The sequence below is a fragment of the Pseudomonas sp. S3(2024) genome (assembly GCF_036861315.1).
Lineage (GTDB): Bacteria > Pseudomonadota > Gammaproteobacteria > Pseudomonadales > Pseudomonadaceae > Aquipseudomonas > Aquipseudomonas putida_A.
In genome coordinates this window covers 1-15,638 of record NZ_JAZAQQ010000020.1, presented here as the reverse complement: position 1 = coordinate 15,638, position 15,638 = coordinate 1, and the positions used below count along the sequence as shown (strand labels likewise).

Sequence of the window (15,638 nt, the reverse complement as noted above, 5' to 3'; positions counted from 1 at the left end):
CGCTGTCGATCTTGTCGAATTCAACTACGGCCGAACCGAAAACTTCGGAGCAGACGCGAGTCAGAGCAGCGGTCAGAGTGGTTTTACCGTGGTCAACGTGACCGATGGTGCCAACGTTGACGTGCGGTAGGGAACGATCAAATTTTTCTTTAGCCACGACAATTAACTCCTAGCCTAAAGGGGCTGAATCAGCCTTGTTTTTTGGTTACGGATTCGACGATGTGCGACGGAGCCGTATCGTATTTTTTGAATTCCATAGAGTAGCTTGCGCGACCCTGGGACATGGAGCGAACGTCGGTCGCATAACCGAACATCTCACCCAGTGGAACCTCGGCACGGATAACCTTGCCGGACACTGTGTCTTCCATACCCTGGATCATGCCGCGACGACGGTTAAGGTCGCCCATTACATCACCCATATAGTCTTCAGGCGTAACAACCTCTACCGCCATGATCGGCTCGAGCAACTCACCACCACCCTTCTGGGCCAGTTGCTTGGTCGCCATGGAAGCAGCCACTTTAAACGCCATCTCGTTGGAGTCGACGTCGTGGTAAGAACCATCGAACACGGTTGCCTTCAGGCCGATCAGCGGATAGCCGGCAACAACGCCGTTCTTCATCTGCTCTTCGATACCCTTCTGGATAGCCGGGATGTATTCCTTAGGAACCACACCACCTACAACTTCGTTCACGAATTGCAGACCTTCCTGACCTTCATCAGCAGGAGCAAAACGGATCCAGCAGTGACCGAACTGGCCGCGACCACCGGACTGACGAACGAACTTGCCTTCGATTTCACAGTTCTTCGTGATGCGCTCACGATACGAAACCTGAGGCTTGCCGATGTTGGCTTCGACGTTGAACTCACGGCGCATCCGGTCAACCAGGATGTCCAGGTGCAGCTCGCCCATGCCGGAGATGATCGTTTGACCAGTCTCTTCATCAGTTTTAACGCGGAAAGACGGGTCTTCCTGAGCCAGCTTGCCCAGTGCGATACCCATTTTTTCCTGGTCATCCTTGGTCTTAGGCTCTACGGCAACCGAAATAACCGGCTCCGGGAAGTCCATGCGAACCAGGATGATTGGCTTGTCAGCGTTGCAGAGGGTTTCACCAGTGGTGACGTCCTTCATGCCGATCAGGGCCGCGATGTCGCCAGCGCGTACTTCCTTGATCTCTTCACGAGCGTTTGCGTGCATTTGCACCATACGACCCACGCGCTCTTTCTTGCCTTTAACCGAGTTGATCACGCCGTCGCCGGAGTTCAACACGCCCGAGTAAACACGGACGAAGGTCAAGGTACCCACGAATGGGTCGGTAGCGATTTTGAACGCCAGTGCCGCGAACGGCTCGTCGTCACTTGCGTGACGCTCCATTTCCTCTTCCTCGTTATCAGGGTTCGAGCCCTTGATAGCTGGAATGTCGGTTGGAGCAGGCAGGAAGTCGATAACGGCGTCGAGAACCAGGGGAACGCCCTTGTTCTTGAACGACGAACCGCACACAGCCAGAACGATTTCGCCAGCGATAGTGCGCTGACGCAGAGCGGCCTTGATCTCTTCGATCGACAGCTCTTCGCCTTCCAGGTACTTGTTCATCAGCTCTTCACTGGCTTCGGCCGCAGCCTCAACCATGTTGCTGCGCCACTCAGTAGCCAGCTCGAGCATGTCCGCAGGGATTTCCTTGCGAACAGGAACCATACCCTTGTCAGAGTCGTTCCAGTAAACAGCCTGCATGTTGATCAGGTCGATCTGGCCCTGGAAGTTGTCTTCCGAACCGATAGCCAGCTGAATCGGCACCGGAGTGTGACCCAGACGCTGTTTGATCTGACCGATCACGCGCAGGAAGTTGGCACCGGCACGGTCCATCTTGTTTACGTAAACAAGACGTGGAACGCCGTATTTGTTGGCTTGACGCCATACGGTTTCCGACTGCGGCTCAACACCCGAAGTACCGCAGAATACAACGACAGCGCCGTCGAGTACGCGCAGGGAACGTTCAACTTCAATGGTGAAGTCTACGTGGCCCGGGGTATCGATGACGTTGAAACGGTGCTCGTGCGGGTACTGCTTCTCGGAACCTTTCCAGAAGGCGGTAATGGCAGCAGAAGTAATGGTAATACCACGCTCCTGCTCCTGAACCATCCAGTCTGTGGTCGCGGCGCCGTCATGCACCTCGCCCATTTTGTGACTTTTGCCAGTGTAAAAAAGGACGCGCTCGGTGGTGGTGGTTTTACCAGCATCCACGTGAGCGACGATACCGATGTTACGGTAGCGACTAATCGGAGTAGTACGAGCCATAAAGCCCTCGCAAAATTAGTGAAGCTAAAATTAGAAGCGGTAGTGCGAGAAAGCTTTGTTGGCTTCGGCCATACGGTGCACGTCTTCACGCTTCTTAACAGCAGCACCTTTACCTTCAGCAGCATCCAGCAGTTCGCCAGCCAAGCGCAGAGCCATAGACTTCTCGCCACGCTTACGGGCGAAGTCTACCAACCAGCGCATTGCCAGAGCGTTACGGCGGGAAGGACGAACCTCGACCGGAACCTGGTAAGTAGCACCACCAACGCGGCGCGACTTCACTTCGACCAGCGGAGCGATGGCGTCGAGTGCTTTTTCGAAGAGTTCCAGGGGATCGGTGCCGGCCTTACGAGCCTTCACGGTTTCCAGGGCACCATAAACGATACGTTCGGCAACGGCTTTCTTGCCGCTTTCCATAACGTGGTTCATGAATTTGGCGAGGATCTGGCTTCCGTATTTCGGATCGTCCAGAATCTCACGCTTTGCTGCTACGCGACGTCTTGGCATGATAAGCCCTCAAGCGGTCTTCAGGTTAGTTCGGGACAGATCCAGTGGATGCAAGCCCGACCTTACTCTTATCGACTCAATAAAATGAAAATCTGCAAAACGACCGATTACTTCGGACGCTTGGTACCGTACTTCGAACGACCCTGGTTACGGCCTTTAACGCCGGAAGTATCCAAGGAGCCGCGAACGGTGTGGTAACGAACACCTGGCAAGTCTTTTACACGACCGCCGCGGATCAGTACCACGCTGTGCTCTTGCAGGTTGTGGCCTTCACCACCGATGTACGAGGAAACCTCGAAACCGTTGGTCAGACGCACACGGCATACTTTACGCAGTGCCGAGTTAGGTTTTTTCGGCGTAGTGGTGTACACACGGGTGCACACGCCACGACGTTGCGGGCAGTTCTGCAGCGCAGGTACGTCGGATTTCTCGACGATACGCTTACGCGGCTGACGTACCAGCTGGTTGATAGTTGCCATCTACTAGCTCCACTGTTGTCTTGCGACGCTATTGTCTTGCAAGAAAAGCAAAATGACAGGAACGGATTCCCGCCAAATTTAGGGGATCAAGAGTCTAAAGAGGATCTTGTCCCCAGTCAAGGCAAGGCCCCGACCTCCCCACCCGTCGAACCTTGACAATTTGTCTCGATTCGACGAACGGAGCGATCAGGGCCTCAGCTTAGTTACCGCAGAACTCAGTTACCGCTCGAGTTCAGCGCTTCGGTCAGTGCAGCTTCCACTTCACTGGCGCTTACGCGCAACGGCTTGTCTGCATCACGACGACGCTTGCGCTCGCTGTGGTACGCCAGACCGGTACCGGCCGGGATCAGACGACCCACAACCACGTTTTCTTTCAGGCCGCGCAGGTAGTCGCGCTTGCCGGTGACTGCCGCTTCGGTCAGTACGCGAGTGGTTTCCTGGAAGGAAGCCGCCGAGATGAACGATTCGGTCGACAACGACGCCTTGGTGATACCCAGCAGAACGCGAGTGAACTTGGAGACAAACTTGTCTTCCGCGCTCAGACGCTCGTTCTCTACCAGTACGTGAGTCAGCTCCATCTGGTCGCCCTTGATGAAACTGGAATCGCCGGACTCGGAGATCTCAACTTTACGCAGCATCTGACGCAGGATGGTCTCGATGTGCTTGTCGTTGATCTTCACGCCTTGCAGACGGTAAACGTCCTGGATCTCGTTCACGATGTACTTGGCCAGCGCGCTCACACCCAACAGACGCAGGATGTCGTGCGGATCGCTTGGACCATCGGAGATAACTTCGCCGCGGTTTACCTGCTCACCTTCGAACACGTTCAGGTGACGCCACTTCGGAATCAGCTCTTCGTACGGATCGCTACCGTCGTTCGGGGTAATGACCAGACGGCGCTTGCCTTTGGTCTCTTTACCGAACGCGATGGTGCCGCTGACTTCAGCCAGAATCGACGCTTCCTTCGGACGACGAGCTTCGAACAGGTCGGCAACACGCGGCAGACCACCGGTGATGTCGCGAGTTTTCGAAGTTTCTTGCGGGATACGAGCGATAACGTCACCGATCGCGATCTTCGCACCGTCCGCAACACCGACCAGGGCGTTGGCTGGCAGGAAGTACTGAGCGATAACGTCAGTGCCTGGCAGCAACAAATCCTTGCCGTTGTCGTCGACCATCTTCACTGCTGGACGGATTTCCTTGCCCGCAGCTGGACGATCTTTCGCGTCGAGTACTTCAATGTTGGTCATACCGGTCAATTCGTCAGTCTGACGCTTGATCGTGATGCCTTCTTCCATGCCCACGTAGGTCACGGTACCTTTCATTTCGGTAACGATCGGGTGAGTGTGCGGATCCCACTTGGCCACGATTGCGCCAGCGTCGACCTTGTCACCTTCTTTAACCGAAATCACAGCACCGTACGGCAGCTTGTAACGCTCACGCTCACGACCGAAGTCATCAGCGATTGCCAGCTCACCGGAACGGGACACGGCAACCAGGTGGCCATCCACTCGCTCAACGTGTTTCAGGTTGTGCAGACGGACAGTACCGCCATTCTTCACCTGAACGCTGTCGGCTGCGGAAGTACGGCTTGCCGCACCACCGATGTGGAACGTACGCATCGTCAGCTGGGTACCCGGCTCACCGATGGACTGGGCAGCAATAACGCCGACCGCTTCACCGATGTTCACCTGGTGACCACGAGCCAGATCACGGCCGTAGCACTTGGCGCAAATGCCATAGCGGGTTTCGCAGCTGATCGGCGAACGCACGATCACTTCGTCGATGCTGTTCAGCTCGATGAACTCGACCCACTTCTCGTCTACCAGGGTACCGGCAGGAACGATAACGTCCTCGGTGCCTGGCTTGAATACGTCACGGGCAATAACACGACCCAATACGCGCTCACCCAACGGCTCTACAACGTCACCGCCTTCAATGTGCGGAGTCATCAACAGACCGTGTTCGGTGCCGCAATCGATCTCGGTTACAACCAGATCCTGCGCCACGTCTACCAGACGACGAGTCAGGTAACCGGAGTTCGCAGTTTTCAACGCGGTATCCGCCAGACCTTTACGAGCACCGTGAGTCGAGATGAAGTACTGAAGTACGCTCAGACCTTCACGGAAGTTCGCAGTAATCGGCGTTTCAATGATGGAACCGTCCGGCTTGGCCATCAGACCACGCATACCGGCCAGCTGACGAATCTGTGCTGCGGAACCCCGCGCACCCGAGTCGGCCATCATGTACATCGAGTTGAAGGACTCTTGGTCGACTTCGTCGCCATGACGGTCGATGACTTTCTCTTTCGAGAGGTTGGCCATCATCGCCTTGGAAACTTCGTCGTTCGCCTTCGACCAAAGGTCGATCACTTTGTTGTACTTCTCGCCCTGGGTTACCAGGCCGGAGGCGTACTGGCTCTCGATCTCTTTCACTTCGTCGGTGGCTGCACCGATGATGCGGGCTTTTTCGTCCGGGATAACGAAGTCGTTAACACCGATGGAAACGCCGGAGATGGTCGAGTAAGCGAAACCGGTGTACATCAACTGGTCAGCGAAGATCACGGTCTCTTTCAGACCAACCACGCGGTAGCACTGGTTGATCAGCTTGGAGATCGCCTTTTTCTTCATCGGCAGGTTGACGACATCGTACGACAGACCTTTTGGCACAACCTGGAACAGCAGCGCACGGCCGACAGTGGTGTCGACGATACGGGTGTTGCTCACGCTGTTGCCGTCACGGTCGTTGACGGTTTCGTTGATACGAACCTTGACCTTGGCGTGCAGTGCGGCTTCGCCGGCACGGAACACACGGTCAACTTCCTGCAGATCCGCGAACACACGACCTTCGCCCTTGGCGTTGATCGCTTCACGAGTCATGTAGTACAGACCCAATACAACGTCCTGCGACGGAACGATGATTGGCTCACCGTTGGCTGGCGACAGAATGTTGTTGGTCGACATCATCAACGCACGCGCTTCGAGCTGGGCTTCCAGCGTCAGCGGTACGTGCACGGCCATTTGGTCGCCGTCGAAGTCGGCGTTGTACGCGGCGCAGACCAGCGGGTGCAGCTGGATAGCCTTACCTTCGATCAGGACCGGTTCAAACGCCTGGATACCCAGACGGTGAAGGGTCGGTGCACGGTTGAGAAGAACCGGGTGTTCGCGAATCACTTCAGCGAGAACGTCCCAAACCTCTGGCAGTTCGCGCTCGACCATTTTCTTGGCCGCTTTGATGGTGGTCGCGAGACCACGCATTTCCAGCTTGCCGAAAATGAATGGTTTGAACAGCTCGAGAGCCATCTTCTTCGGCAGACCGCACTGGTGCAGACGCAGGGTCGGACCTACGGTAATTACCGAACGACCGGAGTAGTCAACGCGCTTACCGAGCAAGTTCTGACGGAAACGACCCTGCTTACCCTTGATCATGTCAGCCAGGGATTTCAGAGGACGCTTGTTCGAACCGGTGATAGCGCGGCCACGACGACCGTTGTCGAGCAGTGCATCGACAGCTTCCTGCAACATACGCTTTTCGTTGCGCACGATGATGTCCGGAGCGGACAGATCCAGCAGGCGCTTCAAACGGTTGTTACGGTTAATCACTCGACGATACAGATCGTTGAGGTCGGAAGTCGCGAAGCGACCGCCATCCAGCGGGACCAGTGGACGCAGATCTGGCGGCAGAACCGGCAGAACGGTCAGCACCATCCACTCTGGCAGGTTGCCGGAACCCTGGAAGGCTTCCATCAACTTCAGACGCTTGGACAGCTTCTTGATCTTGGTTTCCGAGTTGGTTTGCGGAATCTCTTCGCGCAGGCGGCCAATCTCGTGTTCCAGGTCGATAGCGTGCAGCAGTTCACGGACAGCTTCAGCACCCATGCGGGCGTCGAAGTCGTCACCGAACTCTTCCAGCGCTTCGAAGTACTGTTCGTCGTTCAGCAGCTGACCTTTTTCAAGGGTGGTCATGCCTGGATCGATAACGACGTAGCTCTCGAAGTAGAGAACGCGTTCGATATCACGCAGGGTCATGTCCATCAGCAAGCCGATACGGGACGGCAGCGATTTCAGGAACCAGATGTGGGCAACCGGCGAAGCCAGTTCGATGTGCGCCATGCGCTCACGACGAACCTTGGCCAGTGCAACTTCAACGCCGCACTTCTCGCAGATCACACCACGGTGCTTCAAGCGCTTGTACTTACCGCACAGGCACTCGTAATCCTTTACCGGGCCAAAGATCTTGGCGCAGAACAGACCGTCACGCTCAGGTTTGAACGTACGGTAGTTGATGGTTTCCGGCTTTTTAACTTCACCGAACGACCACGAGCGGATCATCTCAGGCGAGGCCAATCCGATACGGATGGCGTCGAACTCTTCGACTTGACCCTGGTTTTTCAGCAAATTCAGTAGGTCTTTCAAGGCCTTTCCTCCTGGCGGAGCAGAGAGCGGGCAGTCCTGCCCCGCTCTCGATCGCGTCACGTGTTATTCGGTTTCCAGATCGATATCGATGCCGAGGGAACGAATTTCCTTGATCAACACGTTGAAGGACTCGGGCATGCCCGGCTCCATACGGTGATCGCCATCCACGATGTTTTTGTACATCTTGGTACGGCCGTTCACATCGTCCGACTTCACTGTGAGCATTTCTTGCAGAGTGTAAGCGGCACCGTATGCTTCCAGTGCCCAGACCTCCATCTCCCCGAAACGCTGACCACCGAACTGCGCCTTACCACCCAGCGGCTGCTGGGTAACCAGGCTGTACGAACCGGTAGAACGCGCATGCATCTTGTCGTCTACCAAGTGGTTCAGCTTCAGCATGTACATGTAGCCAACGGTAACTGGACGCTCGAACTTGTTGCCGGTACGGCCGTCAGTCAGCTGCATCTGGCCGCTTTCCGGCAGGTCTGCCAGTTTCAGCATGGCCTTGATTTCGCTTTCCTTGGCGCCGTCGAACACTGGAGTGGCCATTGGAACGCCGCCACGCAGGTTCTTCGCCAGATCCAGGATTTCCTGATCGGAGAAGCTGTCCAGATCTTCGTTACGACCGCCGATCTGATTGTAGATCTCGTCGAGGAAGGTACGCAGTTCAGCGACTTTACGCTGCTCTTCGACCATCCGGTTGATCTTCTCGCCCAGACCTTTGGCCGCGAGGCCCAGGTGGGTTTCAAGGATCTGACCAACGTTCATACGCGAAGGTACGCCCAACGGGTTGAGGACGACGTCGACCGGGGTGCCATTGGCATCGTGCGGCATGTCTTCAACCGGCATGATCACGGAGACCACACCTTTGTTACCGTGACGACCGGCCATCTTGTCGCCCGGCTGGATGCGACGACGGATTGCCAGGTAAACCTTGACGATTTTCAGCACGCCTGGAGCCAGGTCATCGCCCTGCTGCAGTTTGCGCTTCTTGTCTTCGAACTTGTCGTCCAGCAGACGGCGGCGATCAACGATGTAGGCCTGAGCCTTCTCGAGCTGCTCGTTCAGAGCATCTTCAGCCATGCGCAGTTTGAACCACTGACCATGCTCAAGACCGTCGAGAACTTCGTCGGTGATGTCCTGACCTTTCTTCAGACCGGCGCCGCCTTCAGCCTTGTGGCCTACCAGAGCGGAGCGCAGACGTTCGAAGGTCGCGCCTTCTACGATACGGAACTCTTCGTTCAAATCCTTGCGGATCTCGTCCAGCTGGGACTTCTCGATCGACAGAGCACGAGCATCACGCTCAACGCCGTCGCGGGTGAAGACCTGTACGTCGATGACAGTACCTTTGGTACCGGTAGGTACACGCAGGGAGGTGTCTTTAACGTCGCTGGCTTTTTCACCGAAGATCGCACGCAGCAGTTTTTCTTCCGGAGTCAGTTGGGTCTCGCCTTTCGGAGTGACTTTACCGACCAGGATGTCGCCTGCGCCTACTTCAGCACCTACGTAAACGATACCGGCTTCGTCCAGCTTGTTCAGTGCAGCCTCACCCACGTTCGGGATGTCCGCAGTGATTTCCTCTGGGCCAAGCTTGGTGTCACGAGCCACACAGGTCAGTTCCTGAATGTGAATCGTGGTGAAGCGGTCTTCCTGAACCACACGCTCGGACAGGCAGATGGAGTCTTCGAAGTTGAAGCCGTTCCATGCCATGAACGCGATGCGCATGTTCTGACCCAGTGCCAGTTCACCCATGTCGGTGGACGGGCCGTCGGCCATGATGTCGCTACGCTGAACACGATCACCCTTGCTCACCAGCGGACGCTGGTTGATGCAGGTGTTCTGGTTCGAGCGGGTGTATTTGGTCAGGTTGTAGATGTCGACACCAGCTTCGCCAGTTTCAACTTCGTCATCAGCAACACGAACCACGATACGGCTGGCATCAACAGAGTCGATCACGCCGCCACGACGAGCCACGACGCAAACGCCGGAGTCGCGGGCCACGTTACGCTCCATGCCGGTACCTACCAGCGGCTTGTCAGCGCGCAGGGTTGGTACAGCCTGACGCTGCATGTTCGAACCCATCAACGCACGGTTGGCGTCGTCGTGCTCGAGGAACGGAATCAGCGACGCTGCAACCGAAACTACCTGCTTCGGCGAAACGTCCATCAGGGTGACGTCTTCCGGCGCCTTGACGGTGAATTCGTTCAGGTGACGTACGGCTACCAGTTCGTCGATCAGGACTTTCTGCTCGTTCATGGTCGCCGAAGCCTGCGCGATCACGTGATCGGCTTCTTCAATGGCGGACAGGAACACGATCTCGTCGGTGACCACGCCCTCTTTCACCACGCGGTACGGGCTTTCCAGGAAGCCGTACTGGTTGGTGCGAGCGTACGCAGCCAGGGAGTTGATCAGACCGATGTTCGGACCTTCCGGCGTTTCAATCGGGCAGACACGACCGTAGTGAGTCGGGTGTACGTCACGGACTTCAAAGCCTGCGCGTTCACGAGTCAGACCGCCAGGGCCGAGTGCAGAGACACGACGCTTGTGGGTGATCTCGGACAGCGGGTTGTTCTGGTCCATGAACTGCGAGAGCTGGCTGGAACCGAAGAACTCCTTCACCGCCGCAGCCACTGGCTTGGCGTTGATCAGGTCTTGCGGCATCAGGCCTTCGCTTTCAGCCATCGACAGACGCTCTTTGACCGCACGCTCAACACGTACCAGGCCAACGCGGAACTGGTTCTCGGCCATTTCGCCTACGCAGCGAACACGACGGTTACCCAGGTGGTCGATGTCATCGACGATGCCTTTACCGTTACGGATGTCGACCAGAGTCTTCAGGACCGCGACGATGTCTTCCTTGCACAACACGCCCGAACCTTCGATCTCGGTACGACCGATACGACGGTTGAACTTCATCCGGCCGACCGCAGACAGGTCATAGCGCTCAGGGCTGAAGAACAGGTTGTTGAACAGGGTCTCGGCAGCGTCTTTGGTCGGCGGCTCGCCTGGACGCATCATGCGATAGATCTCGACCAGTGCTTCCAATTGGTTGCTGGTGGAGTCGATCTTCAGCGTGTCGGAGATGAACGGACCGCAGTCGATGTCGTTGGTGTACAGAGTTTCGATGCGAACAACGCCGGCCTTGGCGATTTTCGCCAGGACTTCGGTCGACAGCTCGGTGTTGCACTCTGCCAGGATTTCGCCGGTAGCCGGATGCACGATGACCTTGGCGGTGGTGCGACCCAGGACGTAGTCCAGAGGCACGTCCAGCTCTTTGATCCCGGCCTTTTCCAGCTGGTTGATGTGGCGGGCAGTAATACGACGGCCCTGCTCGACAATAACCTTGCCTTTATCGTCCTGGATATCGAGAACAGCCACTTCACCGCGCAGACGCTGAGGCACCAGTTCCAGGCTCAGGCCTTCGCCTTTAACGTGGAATACGTTGGTGGTGTAGAAAGCGTCCAGCACTTCTTCGGTGGTGTAGCCGAGCGCGCGCAGCAGTACCGAGGCCGGAAGCTTGCGACGACGGTCGATACGCACGAACACGCAGTCTTTCGGGTCGAACTCGAAGTCCAGCCACGAACCGCGGTAAGGAATGATGCGCGCGGAGTACAGCAGTTTACCGGAACTGTGCGTCTTGCCGCGGTCGTGGTCAAAGAACACGCCCGGGGAACGGTGCAGCTGGGAAACGATAACACGCTCGGTACCGTTGATTACGAAGGTACCGTTCTCAGTCATCAATGGGATCTCGCCCATGTAGACTTCTTGCTCTTTGATGTCCTTGATCGCTTTGTTCGACGATTCTTTGTCGAAAATGATCAGGCGCACTTTTACCCGCAAAGGTACGGCGAAAGTTACACCGCGCAATACGCATTCTTTGACATCAAATGCCGGTTCGCCCAGGCGATAACCGACGTACTCCAGCGCAGCATTGCCGGAGTAGCTGATGATCGGGAAAACGGATTTGAAGGCCGCATGCAGGCCCACGTCGCGGAACTGATCTTTAGTCGCTCCCGCTTGCAAGAATTCACGATACGAATCCAGCTGGATGGCCAGGAGGTACGGCACATCCATGACGTCCGGCAACTTGCTAAAGTCCTTGCGGATACGTTTTTTCTCAGTATATGAGTAAGCCATCAGCGTTCCCCAGCTTGGTCACCTGCTTGTTTGGCCCCTCCCGACGGGAGCAGCCAGAAAATCGTGCAAACCCCATGGTTTGCGCCACCGCATCGGGTGGTTACAGCGCCTTTATCAGCACCGACCCAGTCGGCTGCCAATAACGGAAAAAGGCCGGTGGCAAGAGCCACCAGCCATCAGCCTGTCGCTTGACGCTCGGGCTGGAGGAGCAAAGTCGATACTTATTTCAGCTCGACTTTAGCGCCTGCTTCTTCCAGCTTCTTCTTGGCGTCTTCAGCAGCTTCTTTCGAAACGCCTTCAGCTACAACCTGAGGAGCGCCGTCTACTTTCTCTTTGGCTTCTTTCAGGCCCAGACCGGTCAGTTCACGAACTGCCTTGATCACGTTAACCTTCTTCTCGCCAGCTTCCAGCAGAACAACGTTGAACTCGGTTTGCTCTTCAACAGCAGCAGCAGCTACAGCTGGGCCAGCCGAAGCAGCAGCAGCGGTAACACCGAAGGTTTCTTCCATCGCTTTGATCAGCTCAACGATTTCCACTACGGATTTCTGGCCGATTGCTTCGATGATTTGTTCGTTAGTCAGAGACATGACTCAATTCCTGAATTGGGGGACGGCCTACGCGACCATCGAAATAAACAAAAAACGCGAGAAGTTGACGAGCCTTAGGCTGCGGCAGCTTCTTTCTGGTCGCGAATTGCCGCCAGAGTACGAGCCAACTTGCTGGTAGCGCCTTGAATCACGCTCATCAGCTGAGAAATTGCTTCGTCACGGGTCGGCAGAGTTGCCAGTACGTCGATCTGATTAGCTGCGAGGAACTTGCCCTCGAACGCAGCTGCCTTGATCTCGAACTTGTCCTGACCCTTGGCAAACTCTTTGAAGATACGGGCAGCAGCGCCCGGATGTTCGTTCGAGAATGCAATCAGGGTCGGGCCGGTGAACACGTCGTTGAGGACACTGTATTCAGTGTCAGCAACTGCGCGTTTGAGCAGGGTGTTACGTACAACACGTACGTAAACGCCAGCTTCACGAGCCTCTTTACGGAGTCCGGTCATTGCGCCTACTGTTACGCCACGGGCATCAACCACGACAGCGGACAGAGCGACTTTGGCAGCCTCGTTGACTTCAGCGACGATGGCCTTCTTGTCTTCGAGATTAATTGCCACGGGTTTAACTCCTGCTTGTTACCGTTTCACTCGGTCGAAACCGAATGTCGTTTTGGTGTCTGATTCGGTAAGGAACCGGGAGCACCATCTGCGTAGGCTTGTGGTTTAAGGCTTGCGCCGCCTACGGTCTTGGATAGCCCCCGCCAGGCAGGGACCCCAATCTTTCAATTGGCGCGAATAATCGCGCCAACCTTTGTCTTACGCGTCCAGCGAGCTCTGGTCGATAACCAGACCTGGGCCCATAGTGGTGCTCAGGGTAACGCGCTTGACGTAAATACCTTTCGAGGAAGCTGGCTTGATACGCTTCAGATCAGCGATCAGGGCTTCAACGTTTTCCTTCAGCTTGACGGCATCGAAGCCGATCTTGCCAACGGAAGTGTGGATGATGCCGTTTTTGTCGGTGCGATAACGAACCTGACCAGCCTTGGCGTTTTTAACCGCGGTAGCTACGTCTGGAGTTACGGTGCCGACTTTCGGGTTAGGCATCAGGCCACGTGGACCGAGGATCTGACCCAGCTGACCTACAACGCGCATGGCATCCGGGGATGCGATCACTACGTCATAGTTCAGGTCGCCGCCTTTCATTTCGGCAGCCAGGTCGTCCATACCTACACGGTCAGCGCCGGCAGCCAGAGCGGCCTCAGCAGCTGGACCCTGGGTGAACACGGCAACGCGAACGGTCTTGCCAGTGCCGTGTGGCAGCACAGTAGCGCTACGAACAACCTGGTCGGATTTACGCGGGTCTACACCCAGGTTTACAGCAACGTCGAACGACTCGCTGAACTTGACAGTCGACAGCTCAGCCAGCAGAGCAGCAGCGTCTACAATGTTGTAGGCCTTGCCTGCTTCGATTTTGCCGGCGATAGCCTTTTGACGCTTGGTCAGCTTAGCCATTACACACCCTCCACGTTAAGGCCCATGCTACGAGCAGAACCGGCGATAGTACGCACGGCTGCATCCATATCAGCTGCAGTCAGATCCGCGTTTTTGGTTTTCGCGATTTCTTCCAGCTGAGCACGGGTAACAGTGCCAACCTTAACGGTGTTCGGACGAGCGGAACCGCTGGTCAGACCGGCCGCCTTCTTCAGCAGAACCGAAGCAGGGGTGGATTTGGTTTCGAAAGTGAAGCTACGGTCGCTGTAGACAGTGATGATCACTGGAGTCGGCAGACCTGCTTCAAGACCCTGAGTACGGGCGTTGAAAGCCTTGCAGAATTCCATGATGTTCACACCGTGCTGACCCAGAGCAGGACCAACAGGTGGGCTTGGGTTAGCCTGAGCGGCCTTCACTTGCAGCTTGATGTAAGCGGTAATCTTCTTGGCCATGAGGCACTCCAATTACGGGTTCGAACGCCTCGAAAGGCTCCCCGGTTACTTGCGCGTTTATCCCAGTGACGACAAAACCCCACAGCCTAGGGCTGCGGGGTTGGGATGCTTGTTCAGCTAGACCTTTTCGACCTGACTGAACTCCAACTCTACCGGAGTAGAGCGACCGAAAATAAGCACTGCCACCTGGACACGGCTCTTTTCGTAGTTAACTTCTTCGACGGTGCCGTTAAAGTCAGCGAATGGACCGTCAGTAACGCGAACTACCTCACCCGGCTCAAACAGAGTCTTCGGCTTCGGCTTATCGCTACCATCAGCCACGCGACGCAGAATGGCTTCCGCCTCTTTATCGGTGATTGGAGCAGGCTTGTCGGCGGTACCGCCAATGAAGCCCATCACCCGAGGAGTATCCTTGACCAAGTGCCAAGTACCCTCATTCATATCCATCTGTACCAGCACATAGCCTGGGAAGAACTTGCGTTCGCTTTTGCGCTTCTGGCCATTACGCATTTCAACCACTTCTTCAGTGGGAACCAGAATTTCGCCGAAGCCATCTTCCATGCCAGCCAGCTTAACGCGCTCAATCAGCGAGCGCATGACATGCTTCTCGTAACCCGAGTAAGCATGCACAACGTACCAACGCTTAGCCACGGGACACCCTTAGCCGACAATCAAGGAAACAAGCCAACCGAGCAGGGAATCAACACCCCACAACAGCAACGCCATAACGATAACCACAGCAACAACGATCAACGTTGTCTGCGTGGTTTCCTGGCGAGTTGGCCATACGACTTTACGAATCTCGGTGCGCGCTTCCTTAACCAGTACAAAGAACGACTTGCCCTTTGCAGTCTGCAGGCCTACAAAGGCAGCTACAGCAGCAATTACGAGCAAAGCGAGTACACGGTACAGGATCGGCGAAGCAGCGTAATACTGATTGCCAACTACACCCACAACCACCAAAGCAGCTACCACAAGCCACTTGAGCAGATCGAAGCGAGAGCCTTGAGCTTCAGCCTTAGGAGTCATCTATGAAGATCCTGTGAAAAGAAAGCCAGACACACCAAGTGAATCTGGCAGGTCAGGAGGGAATCGAACCCCCAACCTACGGTTTTGGAGACCGTCGCTCTGCCAATTGAGCTACTGACCTAAAACAAAATCAGGCCGACCATTATGCCGGCCCGAAAAATACATTACAACCGCTTATTCGATGATTTTAGCTACGACGCCAGCGCCGACGGTACGACCGCCTTCACGGATAGCGAAACGCAGACCATCTTCCATCGCGATGGTTTTGATCAGGGTAACAGTCATCTGAATGT

At 55.8% G+C, this 15,638-nt stretch carries 12 protein-coding genes, 1 tRNA gene and 1 pseudogene; all 14 read right to left on the bottom strand.

Going from position 1 to position 15,638, the window contains the following annotated elements:
* The coding region (locus tag VLA07_RS26915) for a GTP-binding protein (protein ID WP_232554967.1) at positions 1 to 157 on the bottom strand (157 nt) is incomplete at its 3' end.
* Between the two features lie 31 nt (positions 158 to 188).
* Positions 189 to 2,294, bottom strand: coding sequence for an elongation factor G (gene fusA / locus VLA07_RS26910; protein WP_007962223.1), 2,106 nt, complete (start codon positions 2,292 to 2,294; stop codon positions 189 to 191).
* 30 nt (positions 2,295 to 2,324) lie between these two features.
* Entirely contained in the window at positions 2,325 to 2,798 is a 474-nt protein-coding gene (gene rpsG / locus VLA07_RS26905) for a 30S ribosomal protein S7 (protein ID WP_003228745.1), read from the bottom strand.
* Between the two features lie 107 nt (positions 2,799 to 2,905).
* A complete protein-coding gene (gene rpsL, locus VLA07_RS26900; protein ID WP_003186084.1) occupies positions 2,906 to 3,277 on the bottom strand; it encodes a 30S ribosomal protein S12 in 372 nt (123 codons plus the stop codon).
* Positions 3,278 to 3,492: 215 nt separating this feature from the next.
* Positions 3,493 to 7,692, bottom strand: a complete 4,200-nt coding sequence (gene rpoC, locus VLA07_RS26895; RefSeq protein ID WP_027614261.1) for a DNA-directed RNA polymerase subunit beta' — start codon at positions 7,690 to 7,692, stop codon at positions 3,493 to 3,495.
* A 63-nt stretch (positions 7,693 to 7,755) separates the two neighbouring features.
* A complete protein-coding gene (gene rpoB, locus VLA07_RS26890; RefSeq protein WP_027614262.1) occupies positions 7,756 to 11,829 on the bottom strand; it encodes a DNA-directed RNA polymerase subunit beta in 4,074 nt (1,357 codons plus the stop codon).
* A gap of 221 nt (positions 11,830 to 12,050) precedes the next feature.
* Positions 12,051 to 12,416 carry a 50S ribosomal protein L7/L12 gene (rplL, locus tag VLA07_RS26885; RefSeq protein ID WP_007962228.1) on the bottom strand — a complete coding sequence of 122 codons (366 nt, stop codon included), beginning with the start codon at positions 12,414 to 12,416 and terminating at the stop codon, positions 12,051 to 12,053.
* A 74-nt stretch (positions 12,417 to 12,490) separates the two neighbouring features.
* On the bottom strand, positions 12,491 to 12,991 hold the full coding sequence (gene rplJ / locus VLA07_RS26880; RefSeq protein WP_003228752.1) for a 50S ribosomal protein L10: 501 nt from the start codon (positions 12,989 to 12,991) through the stop codon (positions 12,491 to 12,493).
* Between the two features lie 198 nt (positions 12,992 to 13,189).
* On the bottom strand, positions 13,190 to 13,885 hold the full coding sequence (rplA, locus tag VLA07_RS26875) for a 50S ribosomal protein L1 (RefSeq protein ID WP_003228754.1): 696 nt from the start codon (positions 13,883 to 13,885) through the stop codon (positions 13,190 to 13,192).
* The gene (gene rplK / locus VLA07_RS26870; protein ID WP_003228756.1) at positions 13,885 to 14,316 is read right to left on the bottom strand and encodes a 50S ribosomal protein L11; all 432 of its coding nucleotides are present in this window, start codon (positions 14,314 to 14,316) and stop codon (positions 13,885 to 13,887) included. Before rplK ends, rplA begins: the two co-directional genes overlap by 1 nt.
* 117 nt (positions 14,317 to 14,433) lie before the next feature.
* Positions 14,434 to 14,967 carry a transcription termination/antitermination protein NusG gene (gene nusG, locus VLA07_RS26865; protein WP_025113545.1) on the bottom strand — a complete coding sequence of 178 codons (534 nt, stop codon included), beginning with the start codon at positions 14,965 to 14,967 and terminating at the stop codon, positions 14,434 to 14,436.
* 9 nt (positions 14,968 to 14,976) lie between these two features.
* Positions 14,977 to 15,345, bottom strand: coding sequence for a preprotein translocase subunit SecE (secE, locus tag VLA07_RS26860; protein WP_041074957.1), 369 nt, complete (start codon positions 15,343 to 15,345; stop codon positions 14,977 to 14,979).
* A gap of 45 nt (positions 15,346 to 15,390) precedes the next feature.
* Positions 15,391 to 15,466 (bottom strand) — tRNA-Trp (locus VLA07_RS26855).
* A gap of 53 nt (positions 15,467 to 15,519) precedes the next feature.
* Positions 15,520 to 15,638: pseudogene (locus VLA07_RS26850) on the bottom strand (EF-Tu/IF-2/RF-3 family GTPase); the annotation flags it as partial.